Raw genomic sequence first — 20,914 nt, 5'->3', positions numbered from 1 at the left:
CTTTGCGCCATGCTCACCAAAATCCCACCCGCTCCTGGTTCTCCACTCGTGCCGGTGCCCGCCGGGGTTGCTTCGGACGGGCCCAAATCAGCCGATAAAACGGCCCTGCTGGGCGCTACCGACGAAACTGCCTCCCTGGAAGCCGCCGAGGCCATTGCCGTGACTGCGCCCACCGTCACCTCGCCGGTGGCGTGGGCGCTACTGCTCATTCTGGCGTCAATCTGGGGCACGTCGTTTATTCTGATGAAGAAGGGACTGGTCGTGTTTTCGGCCATGGAGCTGGGCGCCACCCGCGTGAGCGTGGCCGCGCTGCTGCTGCTGCCGTTTGCCCTGCGCCACGTGGGCCGCGTCGAGCGCAGCCGCTTCAAGTGGCTGGCCCTGAGCGGCGTGGTGGGTACACTGATTCCGGCCTTTCTGTTTGCCTACGCCGAAACGAAGCTGGCCTCGGGGCTGGCCGGTGTGCTCAATGCCCTCACGGTGGTTTTCACGTTGTTGATGGGCGCCTTGCTATTTGGGCAGCGTCTGACGAGCCTGCGGGTGCTGGGAATTTCCCTGGGCCTGGCGGGCACGGTGGTGATGCTGCTGCTCGGCGGCAGTGGTGGCGACGCGACGCCCGCCGGCATCGGCAATGCCTGGTACGGCCTCTACATTCTGGCCGCCACCATCGGCTACGGCTTGAGTGTGAACGTTATCAAGCACAAGCTGGGCGGCATGACCCCGGTGGCCGTAACGGCCGTGCTGCTGATGCTCATCGGCGGCCCGGCGCTGGTATATCTGCTGCTGGGTACTGATTTTATGCACAAACTGGCCACGGTGCCGGGGGCCTGGGTGGCGTTTGGCTACATCGCGCTGCTGGCCACCATGAGCACGGCCGTGGCCATGGTGCTGTTCAATCGGCTCATTCAGCAGTCCACGGCGCTATTTGCGTCGTCCAGCACTTATTTGATTCCCATCGTGGCCCTGGCCTGGGGTGCGTTGGATGGGGAGGCGTTCAACCTGTGGCACTTCGCGGGCATGGTGATTATTCTGGCGGGCGTGCTGATTATTCACCGGGCGAGATGACGCCTTTGGCTTTATGAGGAATGAAGAATGAGGAATGAAGAATTGTAATTGGAGCCAACGGTCCCAAAATTCCTCATTCCTCATTCCTCATTCCTCATTCCTCATAAAGCCAAAGGCGTCAAAATGCCCTCGTCACCCCCAATTGTCCCCAGCGGTGCGAGCGGCCGCCCACAAACTCGGGCGAAACCCAGGTGGCCGTAGCAGCAAAACTCAGCCCTTCGTGGGCCAGCACCACGCCGCCGGAGCTGCGCAGCACTGCCCGGCGCACATCGGCAGCGGCTAACACATACGGGGGATTGCTGGTGAAAACCCCACCTTGCAGCGTAGCATCGTAGCCGATGAGGCGGCCTTCCAAAGTGGCCTGGCCGTAGCACTGCCAGCTTTTCCGACTGGTTTGGCTGCCCGGCCCGGTTGCGCCCAAGTGGTCGAAATAAGGATTGAGCTGTCCGGCGCGGAGGCGCACGCCCGTTCCGGCATAGGTGTAAAGCGTGCCCAGAGAAGCTTCCGCGTTGCCCAGTAAATCGAAGTGGCGGGCGGCGGCCAGCTGCTTTTCGAACGCCACGCGGTAGCCGACAATGGGCGCGTTGGGAATCTGGTAGTTCCAGCCGCGCGGCTCCACGTTGCCCGTGACGCGGTGGATGGCGGTTTGCAGCTCCTTGCCCCCGGCAGCTGGCCCAATGAAGCCGATTTCCAGGGCCGTCGTCAGGCGCTGGTGGCGCGCCGGCTGGTTGCTCACCCGGAAAAACGAGGCATATAAGTAAGCCGCGTACGGCCGGTCGCCGAGGCGAATAAACGGGTCCTGAATGCGCAGGGGCGTAAAACCATCGTAGCGCAGCGTGAGGCCGTGGTACTGCGTGCTGCCGCTGGGGCCGCCGGCCAGCAGGTGCCGCAGCGGCAGGCGGGCCAGCGCCGGGTGCACCAGCGTGAGGGTCATGCCCTGCGTGAAGTAGTAGTCGGTGCGAAAAAACAGGTCGTTCGCGTAGGTACAACTCAGGAGGCGGTCGGGGCTGAGGGGGCGCAGGGTATCGGCCGGCGCGGGGGCAGCCTGGGCTCCGTGAAGCAGCAGCGAGAGAAACAGGAGTATCGGCAGGCGCATGAGTGGCTGGAGGTACGGGCTTGCCGGGCTGGGAGGATTGGCAGTTAGCCGAGCGGGCTCACTCCGCTACTCATTCACATACGGCCATTCCTGAAACCGGGCCGGCAGGCCCGCCTGCCGGGCATTGCCGCGCACGTAGGCCAGCAGGCGCGTCAGCTCGGCCTCGTCCTGCACAGCGTATTCGAACCAGCCCACCTGCCAGAATTCGGCTTCGGGCGGGAGCTTGGGGCGCACCAGGCGGCGGCAGCTGGTGCCCGTGCGCAGGTGCAGCAGGTCGATGGCTTTGGCGAACGAGAGGTTATTGGATTCGGGCAAATGCAGCACAATGTGCGCGTGGTTGGGCAGAACGGCGAAGCCGTGGACGATAAAGCCGGTTTCTTCGAGCATCATAATTTCGCCGGCCAGCACCTCGGCCATTTTCTCGTTTTCGAAGTAGGCCGCACCGATGGGAGCCCGGTCGAGCACGGCGTCAAACTTCGCGAAAAACTGCTTCTGGGCGCGGTGGTGCGCGGTGCCGGCTTCCTGCGCCTGGTGCAGCGTGGCCTTCAGCTCGCGGCCGGTGGCGGCGGGGATGGTGCCATGCAGGCGGAAGGTGAGGAAGGAAGTGGTACCGGATGGTAGCGGCATGGGCAGGGGGCAGGCGTTGGCCCGCAAGGTAGTAGGCGAGGCGTAGCACGCGTGTGAAAATTTGCTTTTTGGGGCGAGCCTCCTGACGCCTTCTTTCTTAAGCGCTTTCGAAACAGCCGCTCTAACTTCGTGGCTCCACCCCTCAACTAACTTCATGAAACACTTCTTCTCCTTATTGACGCTACTCGGTGCCCTGACGGCGGCCCCCGCCCAGGCCCAGCAGCTGCCCAACTCCGGCTTCGAAACCTGGACCACCCGCACCGGCAACCAGGTGCCGCAGGGCTACGTGACCAGCGACGACTTCGCCCAGCGCCTGATTGGCTTCGGCCTGGGCAGCGTCACGCAGTCCACCGCCGCCCACGGCGGGCAGTATGCGGCCCGCGTGGCGGGCGCGAGCATCCTGGGGCAGAACGTGCCGGGCGTGCTCGTGCTCGGCGATATTGCCCGGCTCACGCCGGCTTCGGCAGCCAATTTCTCCTTCCGCGGCGGCCTGCCCTACACGGCCAAGCCCGCCCGGCTGCAGTTTTGGTACCGGTTCAGCGGCGCGGCCCAGGATTCGGCCGTGCTGTACCTGGAGCTGCGGCAGGGGCCGCGCGCCACGGCCCGCACCATTGCTTTGGGCACCTCTTTCCTGGTGGCCCCCGCCAACGCCACCACCGTCTACACCCTGGGCACCCTGCCGCTCACCTACGGCGCCGGCACCTTCACCCCCGACACGCTGCGCTTTACCACGGTGGTGGGCTCCACGCGCTCGGCCGGCTCGGCGGTTTTGCTTCTTGATGACCTGAGCCTGAGCGGCGGCGTTCTCGCCACCACGCCCGGCCAGGCGGCCAGCGCCGCCGTCGTTTACCCAAACCCCAGCGCGGGCGGGCGCTTCGTAATACGAACCCCCGACGCGGCCCTGGCCGCCGCCCCGCTCACCGTGCGCGATGCCCTGGGCCGCACCGTGCTGGCCCTGCCCGCCCGCTCCGCCGCCGGCCCCATCACCGAGCGCGAGCTGGACCTGAGCAGCCAAGCCCGGGGCCTCTACCTGCTCTCTTTTGAGGTGCCGGGTGGTGGGTCGCGCCGTCTGGTGGTGGAGTAGGCGCGCGGCAACTGCCGTGCGACGCGCTGCGCAAAGAAGCCCCGGCCGCACGCGCAGCCGGGGCTTCTCTAGTTTCTGAAAGGGCCGTTGGAGTTGTTTGCCCTGACAATGAACGACGCACTCACGGCTTCACCGCATAATCGGCCAGCTTGCGTAGCGGGGCGGGCTTGCGGCGGCCGCTCTGGTGCACCAGCAGCCTGCAGGCTTCCGAGGTCTGTATCGTTTCATAGTCGCCGGTGGCAAAGTTGGTGTCCCGATAATCATACCCCGGCGGGTAGAGCAGGTGCTCGCAGCTGGGAGCGTGCGAGCCGTACTCATTCGTTTCGCCGATGAAGTAAAAGCTACTCTGCTGATACCGGAATTTGGTGGCCATGATGTGGCCCACGTTGCCACCAACATCGTGTTTAATCGTGAGAACTCCTCGCTTGATGGCAATTAGCCCGTGGGCGTGCCAAACAGCACCAGCCGCAACCGGGAGGCAGCTTGTCGCTCAGCAAGCCAAGGGAGTCTTCCAGCATACGACCCGGCACCAGCGCCGCATCGGCGCGCCCGGCGCGGTTCAGGCCGCCGGTGGCCCGGCTGCCCCGCAGCAGGCCGTAGCCGACGGGAACAAACGCCGCCGGGAAACGCCGCCGGGGTGCGGCCCGTGGCCGGGATGCTGGGAGCCGCCGGTTGCGCGAGGGCCGCCAAGCCAGTCAGACAAGCCAGTAATGCCAGCGGAAAGGTTTTTATGGCCCTGAAAGCAGCCTAGGGCCGTGGCATCGCCGCTCTAGCCCACTGCCCCGGCCGCAGTCGGCAGCTGAATATAGAAAGTCGTCCCCTCGTTCTCCCGGCTCTCCACCCAGATGCGGCCCTCGTGCAGGCGCACGATGGTTTCGATGATGTGCATGCCGAGGCCGGTGGTTTTCTCGCCGCGCAGGCCCGGCCGGCGGGCCGGCGTGAAACGGTCGAAGAGCACGGGCAGCAGGTGGGCGGGGATGCCAATGCCGTCGTCGGCCACGGTCACGAGTACGTAATCAGCGCGCTGCTCCAGGCCCACGGCAATGCGGCCGCCCTCGCGGGTGAACTTGATGGCGTTGGACATCAGGTTGTTAATCACCTGCAAAAATTTGTTGTTATCGATTTCCACGTACATTGTGGGCTGCGAGTGCGAGAACGAAAAGTGCTTGGCCACCAGGTGCTCGCCCTGATGGTAAGTATCCACCACCTGGCGAATGTTCAGCACCAGGTCCACGCGCAGGCGCTTGAGGTCCACGCTGGCCGACTCCATGAACTCGCCGTCCACGAAGTCGCGGATGAGGTTCACGCTCTCGCGGCAGGTTTCGCGCATGATGCCTATCATTTTCTGCACCTGCGGGTCTTGCAGGGGCTGGGTTTTTTCCTCAATGAACTCGGCCAGCTGCTGGAGCATGGTGAAGGGCCCGGCCAGGTCGTGCGAGAGGATTTCGAGCGTGGTGTTCTTCTTGGCCATGTACTTGTCGGCGTTGCGCAGGTACTCCTGCTCCCGCGTCACGTCCTGCACGGTACCCGAGAGCAGCGCCTGCCCGTCGGGCGTGAGGGAGCGCTGGGTCTGCACGGCCAGCCAGCGCAGGGGCACATCGGGGCGGGGCTGCAGGCGCAGCAGCAGGTCGTCGCAGAGGTGCCCGGCGGCCAGCTGGCCAAAGCAGTGAAGGGCGTAGGCCTGGTCGTCGGCCGGCAGGTAGCTCAGCAGCCGGGGCAGGTCGGCATCCACATCGGCGCGCTGGGTGCCGGGAAACAGCTGCTCGTAGGCCGCGCTCACGTACAGCACGCGGCCAGCGCTCACGCTGTACACGAAAAACGTTTGGGGGCTGCTGTCGAGGAGCTGCTGGAAAATTTCGGCGGAGAGAGGCATAAGACAGACGTTGGCAAAAAAGCCTTAGCGAGGAAATGCCGGCCCGGCCTGCAACCGTTTACGCTGCCATCCGGTTCAACTTCGAATTCTTGTACCCGTAGCCGAAATAGACCATTAGGCCAATCAGCAGCCACACGAAGAACAGCGTCCAGTTGCTGATGCCCAGCTCGGTCATCAGGTACAAGTTAATCAACAAGCCCAGGGTGGGCAGCAGCGAGAGTTTTTTGCGGAACGAGAGCACGCTCAGGGCGATGCAGAACAGGAAAAACACCAGCGTCGGAATCTGGTGGGCGAAGCCGCCGCTCACCCGGCCGCTCAGCGCATCGGTTTGCAGCCAGCCGCGCTGCCCGCTGATGTCGAGCAGGAATTCGTGGTTGCTGGCCGCGTTGTAGCGCACCACCAGGAACGCGCCCACGACCAGAATCAGCGGCACCAGCCACTGCCCGTTGATGTACGGCACCTTGAACCGGGCCTCGGAGCGGCCATACGGGTCGATGATGAGGATGCCGCCGCAGACCAGCGCAAACGCGAACAGCGTGCCGATGCTGGTGAGGTCGACCACCAAATCCATGTTCAGAATAAGCGCCGGCACCGCCACGAAAAAACCCGTGACGATGGTGGCAAATGACGGCGTGTGAAAGCGCGGGTGAATCTTCGAAAACACCTGGGGCAGCAGCCCGTCGCGGCTCATGGTCAGCCAGATGCGCGGCTGGCCGAGCTGAAACACCAGCAGCACCGACGCCATGGCAAACACCGCACTCACCGCCACCAGCCCCGACAGCCGCGGCAGCCCCACCTTGGCAAACACGAAGGAGAGCGGGTCGCCCACGCCCAGTTCCTTATACGACACCATGCCCGTGAGCACCAGCGTGATAAGCACATACAGCACCGTGCAGATAATGAGGGCGTACATCATGGCCTTGGGCAGGTCGCGCTGCGGATTCTTACACTCCTCGGCGGTGGTCGAAATCGCATCGAAGCCGATGTAGGCAAAGAACACCGCCGAAACTCCTTTGAGCACGCCGCCCACGCCGTGCGGCGCAAACGGGTGCCAGTTGGCCGGCTGCACGTAGAACGCGCCTACCGCAATCACGATGAACACGATAATCAGCTTGAGCAGCACCAGCAGGTTCGACGCGTTTTTGCTCTCCTTAATACCCGTGTACACCAGCGCCGTGATGAGCACGGTGATGGTGAAGGCGGGCAGGTCGACGACGAAATGGAAGCCGTTGAACAGCTCCGGGGCCTGCGTCCAGGCTTTGTAGCCTTCCAGCTGGGCGGGGGTGGCGTCGGTGAGGGGCCGGCCGGCCTGCATAATGGTCATCACCGCCTCGTAGCCCGCATGGCCAGTCTGCGTGCCCATCGTGAGCCAAAGCGGAATGTGCACGCCAATGCCTTCCATCAATCCCGTGAAGTAATCGGACCACGAAATGGCCACCACGATGTTGCCCACCGCGTATTCCATAATCAGCGCCCAGCCAATAATCCAGGCCGCCAGCTCGCCAAACGAAGCGTACGCATACGTATAAGCCGAGCCGCTGACCGGAATAGTAGCCGCGAACTGCGCGTAGCACAGCGCCGAAAACGCGCAGGCCACGGCCGTGAACACGAACAGCAGCGACACCGCCGGTCCGCCATCCAGACTGGCCTTGCCGATGGTGCTGAAAATACCGGCCCCAATAATGGCCGCGATGCCCAGCGCCGTGAGGTCACGCACGGTGAGGTGGCGTTCGAGGCCGCCGGGCGAGGAGGTGCTTTCGTGGTCGGCCGGGGGATTTTGCAGAATGGCCGCGATGGTTTTGCGGCGAAAAAGAGATTTATCGGAACTCATGCAGGAGTGGGAAGCAGGGTTTGGGGGCGAAAAGATAACGCCCCGGCACGGGTTGCGGCCCGCATCCCGCCATCCGGTCCTACCAGACGGCAGACCTCACTAGCGCTTCCAGTACGGTCCCAGCGGCGAAATCTCCAGCGACCGCGGGTCAATTACAGACCTGAGCAACCCTTCCACGATGCTGCCGCCCACGCTCAGCTCTGCCGAGCCGTTGCCAATTCGCATGGGGATACCCACCGAAAAAGCGCCCAGGCCACCGTAGTTGCTGGTGTTGCCGTAGCCAAAGGGGGCAGCGCGTTGCGCCAGTGGGGCAAAGCCCGGATTAAGTGGCAAGGCGGCATCCGGGTTATAGAGCATGCCGGCCCCGTTGCCTTGCAGGCGGTAGGGAATAAAGGTGTACTGCACGAAGGGCCGCGGGCGGCCCGTGGCGCTGCTGCCCAGCTGGTAGCGCAGGTAGGGCTGCACGCCATAGCCGTAGCTGCTGGTGGTGGGCAGGGGCGTGTAGTTGCCTACAACGTAAGCGCCCGTCAGAAAATGGCCCCGGCTGGGCGGTGCCGGCGCCGGAATTTCCAGCCCGAGCGCAGCCCCGGTGCCCGTCTGGGCGTGGCTCAGAAAAGGCAGCGAAACCAGCGCCAGCGACGCAATGCGGAATACGGTAGTCATGGCCGGAGAAAGAGAGGAAAGGGCGTGAGCCGCAGGAACGAAGGCTAAGATACAATGTTTTGCCTCTGGGCGTGTGCATTCTCTTGCGGCCCGGCATCGGGTAGGAAACCTGCTGCCGGCCTGTTCATCCGCTCCGCCGTTGCCTCCACCATTTCGCGGCCCTGCAACGAAAGCCGGGCCACCATTGCTCCCCTTGCTGCGAGTTGCTATGGAGCGGCCCACCCGCAAACCGTGGAGGGTTTTTCCTTTCCCATCCTACCGAAGCCGAAATTCCGGCCTTTCCGGCCAGAGCCGCGAGCAGCCGCCTCCCACGGCCGTTTCGCGGCGGGACAGCTGGATTGGCCGTTGCAGCGCGCCAGCCCGGCTGCCCCAACGCGGAGTGGTGCGCACCCGCCCTAGCAAAGCTTGTCAGGGCCTTCGAGCAGTGCCCCTTGCCGGACTCCAGATGGATGCATTTGTAAAATGTCTATATTAATTTTAAATTAGCCAATTGGTTGGCCTGCGGCGATTGTGCCAAGCAGCTTCCTTTTGTTGTGCCCGTGGTCCCTTTGGCTTATGAAATTTCCCATTACTTTCTCGGTATTGTTGCTTTGGGGCGGCACTACGGCCTGCGATGGCCAGGCATCCACGGCGGCCCAGCGGCAGGCGCGGCCGGCCTCGGTGGCGCGGGCAGGGGCACCGGCGCGCCCCGGTTCGGCCGCCTCACCCTACGAGGTGCGCGGCCTGCTCGACCCCGGCATCAACAACATGGTGGCGTATGCTTTCAAAATTCCGCGCGGCTGGCAGATGCACCAGTCCTTCCAGCGGGCCTGGAATGGGGCCGTGCCCAGCAATGTCATCTACATTGGCCTGAACTCGCCCGATAAGCACAATTCCATCGAGTACCTGCCCGAGGCCGGCTACCATTACGTGGATGGCCCCCAGACCCGCAGCATGAACCAGATGGCGGCCCAATACGGTGGCATGCGCGACCCCGGCCGGCTGGCGCCCATGCCGCCCGTCGGCTACCTCAAAGCCGTGTTGCTGCCGCAGCTGGCCAAAACGGCCGGCGCGCAAATCCGCGTCACGGGCGAGCACACCGGCCCGGTCGAGAACCTCGGCCAGGGCCAGCAGCGCGCCACGGGTTATGTCGATGGCGTGCTGCCCTCGGGCCGCAAGGTGCGCCTCGCCGCCACTCTTACTTCCCTCACCAACAACATGAACGGCGAAGTGTATTGCAGTTGGACCGCCAACACCAACGTAACGCAGAGCGACGGCGACCTGGCCGCCATCTATGCCTACAACCTGGCCGCGCAAAAATCGGTGGTGTTCAACCCAGCGTGGCAGCAGCAGCTTCAGCAGCTCACCAACAACGGCGTGCAGTCGAACAACGCCGAGGCGCAGAAGCGCATGGCCATTCAGAAAGATTTGCAGGACTACCGCGCCAAAACCTATAAGGAAATTGCTGCCAACCGCCAGGCCTCCCAGGACCGCCAGAGCGAGGCTTTCGGCGACTACATCCGGGGCGAGGCTAAATACGAAGACGCCGCCACTGGCCAGCGCGTGAAAGTGGCCGACGGCTACAGTCACGTTTATTCTGACCGCCAGGGCACCACCCTCAGCACCAACGTCCCGCTCGATGCCGGCCAAGTCAACTGGCAAGAGCTGCAGCGGGTCGAAACGAAAAATTATTAAGCGCTTCCTGGGCTAAGTGGGGCGAGCGGACACCGAGGCAAGAGCCACGCCTTTTCCTCACGCAAGCCTCTGCTTTCCCGCGCTCACCCGCCGTCGCCCCGCGCCGGCAGCCGGGCCGAAATGACGCTCGCTGCCACCGCCCGCCACTGCGCTGCTCAAGCCAAAATCATGGTGCATTGCCGGCCTGGGCCAGTATTGCTGACCCGCTGGGCTGAATAAAACCCGCAGATAATGAGCCGCTGAAGGAGGCCGCCCCGCACCACGGCGCTGCCTGTTTGAGCCATTCCGGCTGCTTATTGCCTAGCTACCGCCGTCCCTTTTCGATTTCTTCGGCGGCCTGGCCGGGCTGCTGCCCGGCTGGCTATTCAGTCCCCGGCATTTCCCGACTTTTTTAATGGTTTCAACTACGGGTTTTTGTGCGTAGCTTTCTGTATAATCGCATGGTTAGTGTGTGCACACTCACTGGCCGCAACCCTAAATTTGATGCGACATTCTATCCGCACGCTGGCACAACGGTTTTATCAGCAATAGCGCTTCCGTTCCCGGCGCTCTCCTCCAACTCGGTGCGTGCCGTGCGGCTTTCTGCCTTTACTCCGCCGCTACCTTCAATAAGCACGCCCATGAACACCATCATTGGTACGCTGCTCATCCCGGTTGTGGTATGTGTTTGCCTCGTGTTACACGATTATTGGGGCACGCACACTCCTGACTGCCGACGGGTTGCCATGCCCTCCATTCCGGCAAAACGCTTCTCCCTGCGCGCCTTCCGCATCCTATCGCAGCGGGAGCAATGGGCGGCGGTATTGAGCGAAGGCACCTTCCTGGCCCGCCGGCGGGCGGGCGGCAATGTTGTGGCCCTCTACGACCTGCCCGGCGGTCTCTTTTGCGAAGTGTACTTCGAGGCAGAAACGAGGGCAATGGTGAGGCTAAGCAGTTTCACCGGTACCGCAGCGCTGGAGCGGTACACTTCCTCCATCAGCCTGGCCGACCTGAACGAACCACAATACTAGCGCGGCTGCCCGGGGACTCTATTTCCGGGTTTCTACCACGCATACGCCTTTTGAGCGCACTTACCCTGCCAGCCAACGCCGAAATCAGGGCCAGGCAGGGCCGTGCGGGAAAGCAGGCGCACAACGGCCAATGCGAAAGCCCTGAAGGAGCAATATGCCGGGGGCGGCGAAGCAGAGCCCGACCAGCCGTACCCGCTCACCCGCCGGTACTCCCGAAATTCAGCTACTTTAGCCGCATGACCTCCCGCCTTGCCGTCAGCATTCCGCAGCCCTGCGCCGTCAGTTGGGCCGCCATGTCGCCTACCGCCGCCGGCCGCCACTGCGCCGCCTGCGCCACCGAAGTGGTGGATTTTACCCGGCTGAGCGAAGCCGAAATCCTGGCTTTCCTGGCGCGGCAGGGTGGGCGGCCGGTGTGTGCCAATGCCTACGCCACGCAACTGGCCCCGCCCGCCCCGATTGGGCGCTGGCGGCAGTGGCTGCTGGCCGGGCTGGCGGTGCTGGGCTGGCACCCCATGTCGTCGTGCGCCACCAAGCCGCCCCAGACGCCGCCGCCCACGCCCACCGCCGCCGTGGCCGACCCGGCCGCTGCGCACAAGCAAGTCGTTATCCGGGGCCAGGTGCTCGACGGCGAGAAAGGGCCTGCGGTAGCGGGTGCGTTCATTTTTATCAATAAGACCCAATACGGGGCCACTACTGACGAAAACGGCCGTTTCGAGCTGGTGATGGCCGCTACCTGGGAGCCCGTGCAAGCCGGCACGCTCACGCTGCACGTCGAGGGCAGCCCGTTCGTGTTCAAGCCCCAGGATGTGCCCGTAAATCTGCGCACCGCTATTCAACCCATCGAGCTCAACATCAAAATGCAATCGGTGGAAGGCCGGGGGCAGATAATGGGTAAAATCCGTCAGCCCGTGCCGCCCGTGAAGCCGCCGCAGGGGTAATCACAATGGTTGCTATTCCAAAGCCATGTTCTGAGATGTTGGGATATTCTGACACCCACCACCGCTGGCCGTTATTGCGGCAGCTGCCAGACCGAAGTAGTAAATTTCTCGCGCCTGAACGAGGCCGAAATTCTGGCGTTTATGGTGAAACTCCTAGGGCAGCGCGCGCTTACAATTGCGCCTCGTCGTCACAAAAGAGTTAGCAGGGCTCAGCGGTGGCTGCTGGCGGTGGCTGCTGGCGGTGGCTGCTTTTTTAGGCTGGCAGCATACTTCGGCTTCGGGGGGCCACCTGCGCTGCCGCCAGTCACTACTTCGAATGCACTCGATAGTCTGGTTGTTCGGGCCCCTGCTTGCAACTGGCTGGGTATTCCCCGAAACCGAGCGCGGGTAAGGGTGATAAATCATCCTGCTGCTTACAGCAGGTCTACTATTGTTGCTTCAACGTGGACCGATAAAAGAGGAAGATTTATGCTGATTGTGCCTCGTCCAGCTCAAGCCGATAGCGTGGTGTTGCGGGCGTTAAGCACCATCAAAGAACGCGAAACGCAATACAGCCGCTACTTTTTCCGAGCAGACTTGCCTATCGATGCCACTCGCGTGAGGCTATATACTATGCGGCTAAAAAGGCACGAATACAGAATTGATTTCCGGTAAGCACCTTGCATCACGCCTAAACCTTTCGGCCCGGAAAAGCCTTTTCCTCGGGTATGAAAGTTTTGCGTTTTGCCCTAATAATCTTGCTGGCGGCGGCCTGCGCACCGCTCCGGCCCACCACCCGCTTCAACCCCACCGCTACCCGCGCCGAGCTGCCCCACGAGGAAGCCCCGCATCCCAAAAACTCGCTGGAATGGTGGTACCTCACCGGCCACCTCACCGACCAGGCCACCGGCGAGCAGTTCGGCATCGAGTACGTCTTCTTCCACTTCAACCTGAAAGATGGCAAGCGGGATTACCAGCTGGTGAACGTGGCCCTCACCGACCCCAAAGGCCAGCAGTTTCGCTACGACTACAAGCTGGGCCGGCTGCCGCGCCTGCTCACCGACTCGCTGCCGCTGCGCCTGCGCGATGGCAAGGGCGGCGAGGTCTGGAAGTTTGACGGGCAGGAGGGGGCCTACCACCTGCAAGCCGCCCTCTCCGGCAAAGCCAACGCCGGCTACGCCCTCGACCTGAGCACGACGCCCGCCCGGGCCGTGGTGCTGCACAGCGGCACCGGCTACGAAAACTACGGCAACGGCATCTCGGCCGGCTACTATTCTTACCCGCGCCTGGCCACTACGGGCACGCTCGTGGTGGGCGGCAAAACCCATCAGGTAACCGGCGAGCTGTGGTACGACCGGCAGTGGAACTGCACCAGCATCGTGAGCAAAAACGTGGGCTGGGACTGGCTCAGCATTCAGCTCGACCAGCCCCGCGAGGAGTTTATGCTGAACACCCTGCGCAACAGCGCCACCAACCAGGGCCTCAACAACGGCACCTTCAGCTCCGCAACGGGCAAAGACATCCACCTCACCGGCCCCGATTTCCAGCTCACGCCCCTCACGTACTGGACCAGCCCCAAATCAAAGAAAAAATACCCCGCCAAATGGCGCGTGCAGGTTCCCGGCCAGGGCTACGACCTCACCGTGGAGCCCCTTGTGCCCAACCAGGAACTGGCCCTGCGCTTCTTCCACACCTTCACCATGTACTACTGGGAGGGCATGTGCCGCGTCACGGGCACGCATAATGGCCAGCCGGTGACGGGCAAGGCCTACGTGGAAATCACGAACAGGTAGTCGTCTGTCATTGCTGCGCTCCATTCGCAATGACGGGCGGCGCTATTGGTTCAGCACCACCCGGAACGTGGTGCCGCGGCCCATCTCGCTCCATTTCACGAAAAGCTTGCCTTCGTGGTAATTCTCGATGATGCGCCGGGCCAGCGCCAGGCCCAGGCCCCAGCCGCGCTTCTTGGTGGTGAAACCGGGCATGAATACGCTTTCGAGCTTGTTTTTGGGGATGCCCTTGCCGGTGTCGGTGATGTCGACGGCGACCTGGCGGGGCGGGGCGCCGCGCCGGTACCAGCTGCGGCGGGTGCGCACCCGCCGCAGGTGCAGCGTGATGGACCCGCGCCCGTCCATGGCGTCCACCGCGTTTTTGCAGATATTCTCAATCACCCAGTCGAACAGCGGCACGTTGATGAGGGCGGGCGTGTCCATCGGCAGGTCGGTTTCAATCTTGAACACCACCTTTTTCGACACCCGGCTTTGCAGGTACTCGATGGCGTTGCGGGTGGTGCGGAGCAGGTTTTCGTCCTTCAGCACCGGCACCGAGCCGATGTTGCTGAACCGCTCCGTAATAATTTCGAGCCGCCGGATGTCCTTGCCCAGCTCTTCAATAATGGGCTCGTCGCGGAACCGCTCGGAGTCGCGCAGGTAGTTCTGCCAGCCCACCAGGCTGCTGAGCGGCGTGCCCAGCTGGTGCGCGGTTTCCTTGGCCAGGCCCACCCACACGCGGTTTTGCTCGGCCCGGCGCGACGAGCTGAACGCGAAGTACGCGATGATGGCCAGGCAGCCAATCACCACCAGCTGCACCAATGGGTACGTCCGCAGCTGCCGCAGCAATTGCGAGTCGCGGTAGAAAATATAGTTCACCTGCCCGCCCCCAAACTTCACCACGATGGGCTGGTGCTGCTGCCGCATCAGCCGCAGCTCGCTCGCCAGCAGCGTCACCGAATCGGCTTTCGATAGATGAGCCGGCATCTCGATGTTTTTGGCCGCGACAATGTCTTTCCCGTCGCTGCTGAGAATGACCGGAATGGTGGCGTTGGCATTCACAATCTCACTGAAAACAAACAGCGTATTCGAATCCGATTCCGAGTTGATGATGAACTCCTGGGCCTTGGCGTAGAGCTGAATCTGCTCCTGCTCGCGCTTCGACACGCGCTGCACCAGCAGGTTGGTGTAGATAACGGTGGCCGCGCCAATGAGCAGCGCCAGCACCGCCACCAGGATTTTAACGCGGGATTTTTGGTCGTAAATCGGAATCATTAAGGGGTAGTCATTGAACAAAAAAGAACGTCATGCTGAGCTTGCCGAAGCATCGCTACCGCGCAGCTAAACTCTTACGAGTGGATTACTATTGCGGTAGAGATGCTTCGGCAAGCTCAGCATGACGTTCGGTTGGGAAAATCCCATTACCCCACCAGCACCGCCTCGCTGCTGGCTATTTCGGCCAGGATTTCCAGCACGACTGCTGGCGTTTCGGCATTCACCAGGCTGGTGCGCCAGTTTTTGGCACCTTCCAGGCCCCGGAAGTAATGAGCGTAGTGACGGCGCATCTCGAAGATGCCCACCTTCGGGCCTTTCCACTCAATGCTGCGGTCGAAGTGCATCTGGCAGGCGGCCACGCGCTCTTCCAGCGTGGGCGGGGCCAGGAGCTGGCCGGTGGCCACGTAGTGCTTCACTTCCCGGAAAATCCAGGGGTAGCCGATACTGGCCCGGCCAATCATCACGCCGTCCACGCCGTAGCGGGTTTTGTATTCGAGGGCCTTTTCGGGCGAGGTAATGTCGCCGTTGCCGAAGATGGGAATGTGGATGCGCGGGTTGTCCTTGATTTTGGCGATGAGGCGCCAGTCGGCGTCGCCCTTGTAGAGCTGGGCGCGGGTGCGGCCGTGCACGGTGAGGGCCGAAATGCCCACGTCCTGCAGGCGCTCGGCCACTTCTTCCACGTTTTTGGTGCCTTCGTCCCAGCCCAGGCGGGTTTTCACGGTCACGGGCAGGTGCGTGTTTTTTACCACGGCGGCGGTCATGGCCACCATTTTGGGGATGTCCTGGAGCAGGGCCGCGCCGGCGCCCCGGCAGGCCACCTGCTTCACCGGGCAGCCGTAGTTGATGTCAATCAAATCGGGCCCGGCCTCGGTGCTGATGGCCGCGCACTCGCCCATCGTCTCCACGTCGGAGCCGAAGAGCTGGATGCCGATGGGCCGCTCGTAGTCGAAGATGTCCAGCTTCTTGCGGCTCTTGGCCGCCGCCCGAATGAGGCCTTCCGAGGAAATAAACTCGGTGTACATCAGGTCGGCCCCGTGGGCCTTGCACACGGCGCGGAAGGGCGGGTCGCTCACGTCCTCCATGGGCGCGAGCAGGAGCGGGAAATCGGGGAGCTGGATGTTGCCTATGTTGACCACGGGGTATTGAAATTTTACAGAACGTCATGCTGAGCGAAGCCGAAGCATCTCTACCGCAATAGTAAACCTGATTACTTGCCCGGTAGAGATGCTTCGGCAAGCTCAGCATGACGTTCTGGGGGATTGACGTTCTTGTTTGCTCGTTGTAAACAAGCCTAAATTAAATCTGCGGTAAATTTACGCCCTTCCCAACTTGTACCCCGCTATGAAAGGTTTCCTGCCCCGCACCCTGCACCCCGGCCTGCAGATACTGATGCTGCTGGTGATGATGGTGGCAGGGGCCTGCGTGGGCCTGGCGGTTTTCTTCGCCTACGCCCGGTTAGCTTTTGGGGTGTCGCTGGTGGACATGGGCAAAGTGGTGGCCTACCCTGCTGCCTACCCGCAGGGCTGGGGCCTGCTGATGGCCTACCAGGGCCTGCTGCTGTTTGGGGCTTTCGCGGGCGGGGCGCTGGCGCTGGCTTGGGCGCTGGGCTATGGCTGGGCCGAGTATTTCAGTCCGCGCCGACCGGGAGCGGGCTGGTGGCTGCTGGCGGCGGCCGTGCTCATTATTGTTATTCTGCCCTTCATGTCCACGCTCATTTCCTGGAATGCCGGGGCGCATTTTCCCAGCGCGCTGCACGGGTTTGAGGTGTGGGCGCGGGCCAGCGAAGACCGGGCTGCCGACCTCACCAAGTTCCTCACGATGTTCAACTCGCCGACGCGGTTTTGGGTGGGCGTGGTGGTCATTGCGCTGGTGCCGGCCATTAGCGAGGAGCTGGTGTTTCGGGGCGTGATTCAGAAAAACCTGGTGCGCTGGTTTTCGCCGCAGGTGGGCGTGTGGCTGGGAGCGGCCCTTTTCTCGGCCATTCACTTTCAGTTCTTTGGCTTCGTGCCGCGCTTTGTGCTGGGGCTGGTGCTGGGGTATCTGTACCTCTGGAGCGGCAATATCCTAGTGAGCATGGCCGCGCACTTCACCCAGAATGCCTTCCAGCTGCTCATCCTCTACCTCGCCCAGCGCGGCCAGTTTGGCTGGGGCTTCGACCCCGATTCTACCGATGCGCTGCCCTTGTGGCTGGCCATTCCGTCGGCGCTGCTCTCAGCCGGTTTGCTCTATTTCCTGCACCAGCGCATGACGGCACCCGTGGCGCCCACCACCATGCTCACCCTCAGCAGCGAGGGCGTGGCCGTGCGCCGCTCCGAACCGTTAACATAAAACCGAAACCTGAACGTCATGCAGAGCGCAGCGAAGCATCTCGCTCGCATCGTTGAGCTATTGAATTACTATTGCACGCGAGATGCTTCGCTGCGCTCTGCATGACGTTCCAACCTTCCGTCGCTACATCCCCTCCCACTTTGCCCGACTCTACGCCTCCGCTTCCCCCCATTTCTGCCGAAACCCCCGCCGCGAAAGCCGGCCCCAGCAACCTGCGCCTGCGCGTCATCTGGGGCGTTATCGGGGCGGCGCTGCTGCTGGGCAGCGTCTGGTTCAGCCCCTGGACCTTTGGGCTGTTCTTCGCCGTCGTGCAGGCCATCATGCTCTGGGAGTTTTACCGCATGATGCGGGCGGGCGGCTACGCGCCGGCTACGTGGCTTGGAGTTGGGGCGAGCTTACTATTGTTTGCTGTGATTCATGCTTGGCAAGGCTTGCCTCAATATTGGCATGCTCAAGCAAATAATACATATGTCAAAATAGGAAATGCATCAGTCGCAATAGGTAGCGGCGCATCGCCTGAACAACACATGGTAGTTGTGGCATGGGCGTTGGCAGGTATTGCGGCCATTTTGCTCGTCTTGTTTCTGATACTCGTTTTACGTGAAATATTTCTGTGGCCCAGTTCACCTAGTCCATTTGTAAATGTGGCAATAACAGTTGGAGGAATATTTTACATCAGTATCCCAATATCATTGCTTCAAGTTATTGCTTACAATCAGAGCTATTCCTCTGACCTTCCTCACTACGACTACCGCCGCATCTTCGCCCTGCTCTTCCTCATCTGGGCTTCCGATATCGGCGCGTACGCCGTGGGCCGGGCCATCGGCAAGCATAAGTTTGCCCCCAGTATCTCGCCCGGCAAAACCTGGGAAGGCTGGGCCGGCGGCTTCGTGATGACGTTGGTGGTGGGCTGGGCCATCGGCTACATGCTGCCCGATATGCCCCTCACGCACCGCCTGGTGGCGGCCGGCGTGGTGGCCGTGTTCGCGCCCCTCGGCGACCTGGCCGAGTCCATGCTCAAGCGCAGCGTGGGGGTGAAGGATTCGGGCAGCATCATGCCCGGCCACGGCGGGCTGCTCGATAGGTTCGATGCTTTTCTGCTGGTGCTGCCGGTGCTGGCGCTGCTGCAATTGCTGGTGGGGTAGGGAGGAGGTAAAAAAATACAGAGGGCTACCGCCGTGTGCGGCGGCCCTCTGTATTTCCCTTTGGGGGCTGCCGCTGGGCGCGGCAGTGCTCTGTATTTTATTTTGGGGGCTGTCGCTGGGTGCGGCAGCCCTCTGTATTTTCTTAGGAGCACCAAAACTCACTGCTTCGGTCCTCTGTATTTTCTTAGGAGCACCGAAGGCCACGCCTTCAGCTCCCGGTATTTTCCCCCGGCCACGGACTCCCCAACCCGCTTTCTCCCGCGCGGAAATTCCCCAAACGTTTGCGGCTGATTCCTTCCGCATCCTGACAAAAGCAATACCTTTGCGGCCCTGAATCGTACCCAACTTCCCACCCAACACTTTTCCAACCAACATCCCTTCCGAATGGCAACCCACACCGTGTACAAAGAGCCGGCCCCGTTAATGGACCGCGAAAACCCACTAGAATCCATGATGTCGCGCTTCAACATCGCGGCCGAGATTCTCGGCCTTGATGATGAAACCTACAACGTGCTCAAAGCGCCGGACAAGCAGATTATCGTCAATATTCCGGTGACGATGGACAACGGCAAGATTCGCGTGTTCGAAGGCTACCGCGTGATTCACAACACCATCCTGGGCCCGAGCAAGGGCGGCATTCGCTACGACATCAACGTGCACCTCGACGAGGTGAAGGCCCTCGCGGCCTGGATGACCTGGAAGTGCGCCGTGGTCGACATTCCCTACGGCGGGGCCAAGGGCGGCATCATCTGCGACCCCACCAAGATGAGCGCCGGCGAAATAGAGCGCATGACCCGCGGCTACACGCTGGCCCTGAAAGATATTTTCGGCCCCGACCGCGACATTCCGGCCCCCGACATGGGCACCGGTCCCCGCGAAATGGCCTGGCTGATGGACGAATTCTCGAAGACCAACGGCATGACTTCGCCGGCCGTGGTCACCGGCAAGCCCCTGGTAATGGGCGGCTCGCTGGGCCGCACCGAGGCCACCGGCCGCGGCGTAATGGTGTCGACCCTGGCCGCCCTCAAAAAGCTGGGCCTGAACCCCGCCGACGTATCGGCCGCCGTGCAGGGCTTCGGCAACGTGGGTTCCTGGGCGGCTGTGCTGCTGCACGGCCAGGGCGTGAAAATCAAGGCCGTGTCCGATATTTCGGGGGCGTACTGGAACGAGAATGGCATCAACATCGACGACGCCATTGCCTACAAAAACGCCCACGGCGGCCGCCTCGAAGGCTTCGAAGGCGCCACGCCGATGGACCCCACCGAGCTGCTGACGTCCGACGTGGACGTGCTGGTGCCCGCGGCCGTGGAGGACGTTATCACGGAGCACAACGCCCACGACATCAAGGCCAAGCTCATCGTGGAAGGGGCCAACGGCCCCACCTCAGCCTCGGCCGACCCGATTATCAACGAGAAGGGCATCATGGTGGTGCCGGATATTCTGGCCAACTCGGGCGGCGTCACGGTGTCGTACTTCGAGTGGGTGCAGAACAAGCAGGGCTTCAAGTGGAGCCTGGAAATGGTGACCGAGCGCGCCGACCGCATCATGTCCGACGCCTTCGAGAAAGTGTACCAGACCAGCCTGAAATATAAGATTCCGATGCGCATCGCGGCCTACGTGGTGGCCATCGATAAGGTAGCCCAGACCTACAAATTCCGCGGCGGCTTCTAGTAATTAATCCGCAATCCGGCCCGCGCTACATTGCGTTAGTTGGATGACGGTTGCGCGAAGCCTACGTTTTGCGCGCTAAGTAACTCCCGGCCCACTTTGCCCGTTCGCGGCAAGGTGGGCCGTTGTTTAGCAAGTGGGCTTTAACTTGCACCCCCGGCGGCCTGTCCCGCTAATTCGCATGAAGATTCATAAAGAAGGAAGACGCATCCTGTTCGTTACGCTGCTGGTTCTGCTGGCGCTCAACCTGCTGGTATTTCAACTCAATAAGGGCGCTGACTTGGTCAACCGGCTGTTTGCCGGGGCTACGGTCATTATCTTTTTGCTAATTCTGCAGTTTTTTCGCAGCCCGTTCCGCCACCTATTCACGCACGAAGACCTGCTGCTGGCCCCGGCCGATGGCAAAGTAGTCGTTATCGAGAACGTGTTCGAACCCGAGTATTTTGAGGATGAGCGCAAGCAAATCAGCATCTTCATGTCACCCATCAACGTGCACGTCACCCGCAACCCGATTTCGGGCCTGGTGAAATATTTCAAGTACCACCCCGGCAACTACCTGGTGGCCTGGCACCCCAAAAGCAGCACCCAAAACGAGCGCACCACCGTGGTGGTCGAGTCCGATGCTGGCCCGCTGGTGCTCTTCCGGCAGATTGCCGGGGCCATGGCCCGCCGCATTGTGTGGTACGTGAACGAGGGCGACGAAGTGAGCCAGGGCGAGGAGTTCGGCTTCATCAAATTCGGCTCCCGCGTCGATGTATTCGTGCCGCTCGACACCGAAGTGAAAGTAGAGCTGGGCCAGAAAGTGAAAGGCGGCGAAACCGTCATCTGCCAGTTGAAAGTCTGACCGCAGATTTAACGGATTGCAACCGATTAGGACGGATTTGTTGTGGCT

At 62.1% G+C, this 20,914-nt stretch carries 18 protein-coding genes; 10 read left to right on the top strand and 8 right to left on the bottom strand.

The annotated features are described in order from the left end of the window. The first annotated feature begins 9 nt into the window (after positions 1–9). Entirely contained in the window at positions 10–1,062 is a 1,053-nt protein-coding gene (locus J4G38_RS07120; protein WP_210513863.1) for a DMT family transporter, read from the top strand. Between the two features lie 118 nt (positions 1,063–1,180). Here J4G38_RS07120 and J4G38_RS07115 read toward each other — a convergent pair whose 3' ends face one another. Then, positions 1,181–2,158 (bottom strand): lipid A deacylase LpxR family protein, encoded by a 978-nt coding sequence (locus tag J4G38_RS07115; protein ID WP_210513864.1) that lies wholly within the window; start codon positions 2,156–2,158, stop codon positions 1,181–1,183. Between the two features lie 66 nt (positions 2,159–2,224). Continuing rightward, the gene (locus J4G38_RS07110) at positions 2,225–2,785 is read right to left on the bottom strand and encodes a transposase (RefSeq protein ID WP_210513865.1); all 561 of its coding nucleotides are present in this window, start codon (positions 2,783–2,785) and stop codon (positions 2,225–2,227) included. Between the two features lie 154 nt (positions 2,786–2,939). Here J4G38_RS07110 and J4G38_RS07105 point away from each other — a divergent pair, with 154 nt between their 5' ends. Beyond that, positions 2,940–3,869 carry a T9SS type A sorting domain-containing protein gene (locus tag J4G38_RS07105; protein WP_210513866.1) on the top strand — a complete coding sequence of 310 codons (930 nt, stop codon included), beginning with the start codon at positions 2,940–2,942 and terminating at the stop codon, positions 3,867–3,869. 121 nt (positions 3,870–3,990) lie between these two features. On the opposite strand, the gene J4G38_RS07100 is transcribed toward J4G38_RS07105, so the two are convergent. The 4 genes from J4G38_RS07100 to J4G38_RS07085 all read right to left on the bottom strand — a co-directional run bounded on the left by J4G38_RS07100 (position 3,991) and on the right by J4G38_RS07085 (position 8,236). Beyond that, positions 3,991–4,242: a hypothetical protein gene (locus tag J4G38_RS07100; protein WP_210513867.1), complete on the bottom strand. Its 252-nt coding sequence runs from the start codon at positions 4,240–4,242 to the stop codon at positions 3,991–3,993. Between the two features lie 396 nt (positions 4,243–4,638). After that, on the bottom strand, positions 4,639–5,742 hold the full coding sequence (locus J4G38_RS07095) for a sensor histidine kinase (protein WP_210513868.1): 1,104 nt from the start codon (positions 5,740–5,742) through the stop codon (positions 4,639–4,641). Positions 5,743–5,800: 58 nt separating this feature from the next. After that, on the bottom strand, positions 5,801–7,573 hold the full coding sequence (locus tag J4G38_RS07090; protein WP_210513869.1) for an amino acid permease: 1,773 nt from the start codon (positions 7,571–7,573) through the stop codon (positions 5,801–5,803). 99 nt (positions 7,574–7,672) lie between these two features. Next, a complete protein-coding gene (locus tag J4G38_RS07085; protein WP_210513870.1) occupies positions 7,673–8,236 on the bottom strand; it encodes a hypothetical protein in 564 nt (187 codons plus the stop codon). 555 nt (positions 8,237–8,791) lie between these two features. On the opposite strand from J4G38_RS07085, the gene J4G38_RS07080 reads away from it, so the two are divergent. The 4 genes from J4G38_RS07080 (at position 8,792) to J4G38_RS07065 (ending at position 13,630) form a co-directional block, all read left to right on the top strand. Beyond that, positions 8,792–9,910, top strand: coding sequence for a hypothetical protein (locus tag J4G38_RS07080; protein WP_210513871.1), 1,119 nt, complete (start codon positions 8,792–8,794; stop codon positions 9,908–9,910). 620 nt (positions 9,911–10,530) lie between these two features. Continuing rightward, positions 10,531–10,920, top strand: a complete 390-nt coding sequence (locus J4G38_RS07075) for a hypothetical protein (RefSeq protein WP_210513872.1) — start codon at positions 10,531–10,533, stop codon at positions 10,918–10,920. Between the two features lie 236 nt (positions 10,921–11,156). Next, the gene (locus tag J4G38_RS07070; RefSeq protein WP_210513873.1) at positions 11,157–11,858 is read left to right on the top strand and encodes a carboxypeptidase-like regulatory domain-containing protein; all 702 of its coding nucleotides are present in this window, start codon (positions 11,157–11,159) and stop codon (positions 11,856–11,858) included. A 707-nt stretch (positions 11,859–12,565) separates the two neighbouring features. Then, complete coding sequence (locus tag J4G38_RS07065) at positions 12,566–13,630, top strand: lipocalin family protein (protein ID WP_210513874.1); 1,065 nt, start codon at positions 12,566–12,568, stop codon at positions 13,628–13,630. 42 nt (positions 13,631–13,672) lie between these two features. On the opposite strand, the gene J4G38_RS07060 is transcribed toward J4G38_RS07065, so the two are convergent. Beyond that, positions 13,673–14,881, bottom strand: coding sequence for an ATP-binding protein (locus J4G38_RS07060; RefSeq protein ID WP_210513875.1), 1,209 nt, complete (start codon positions 14,879–14,881; stop codon positions 13,673–13,675). Between the two features lie 146 nt (positions 14,882–15,027). Beyond that, the gene (dusB, locus tag J4G38_RS07055; RefSeq protein ID WP_210513876.1) at positions 15,028–16,017 is read right to left on the bottom strand and encodes a tRNA dihydrouridine synthase DusB; all 990 of its coding nucleotides are present in this window, start codon (positions 16,015–16,017) and stop codon (positions 15,028–15,030) included. Positions 16,018–16,222: 205 nt separating this feature from the next. On the opposite strand from dusB, the gene J4G38_RS07050 reads away from it, so the two are divergent. From J4G38_RS07050 to J4G38_RS07035, 4 genes are all read left to right on the top strand, one after another. After that, positions 16,223–17,209: a CPBP family intramembrane glutamic endopeptidase gene (locus tag J4G38_RS07050; RefSeq protein WP_210513877.1), complete on the top strand. Its 987-nt coding sequence runs from the start codon at positions 16,223–16,225 to the stop codon at positions 17,207–17,209. Between the two features lie 101 nt (positions 17,210–17,310). Next, on the top strand, positions 17,311–18,354 hold the full coding sequence (locus tag J4G38_RS07045) for a phosphatidate cytidylyltransferase (RefSeq protein ID WP_226163239.1): 1,044 nt from the start codon (positions 17,311–17,313) through the stop codon (positions 18,352–18,354). A gap of 384 nt (positions 18,355–18,738) precedes the next feature. Next, positions 18,739–20,025, top strand: coding sequence for a Glu/Leu/Phe/Val family dehydrogenase (locus J4G38_RS07040; RefSeq protein ID WP_210513879.1), 1,287 nt, complete (start codon positions 18,739–18,741; stop codon positions 20,023–20,025). A 178-nt stretch (positions 20,026–20,203) separates the two neighbouring features. Next, a complete protein-coding gene (locus tag J4G38_RS07035) occupies positions 20,204–20,866 on the top strand; it encodes a phosphatidylserine decarboxylase family protein (protein WP_210513880.1) in 663 nt (220 codons plus the stop codon). The last annotated feature ends 48 nt before the right edge of the window (positions 20,867–20,914 follow it).

It is taken from the genome of Hymenobacter terricola (genome assembly GCF_017921975.2).
GTDB classification, from domain to species: Bacteria; Bacteroidota; Bacteroidia; order Cytophagales; family Hymenobacteraceae; genus Hymenobacter; species Hymenobacter terricola.
The sequence above is the reverse complement of the archived record's forward strand: the minus strand, read 5'-3'. Positions and strand labels throughout refer to the sequence as shown.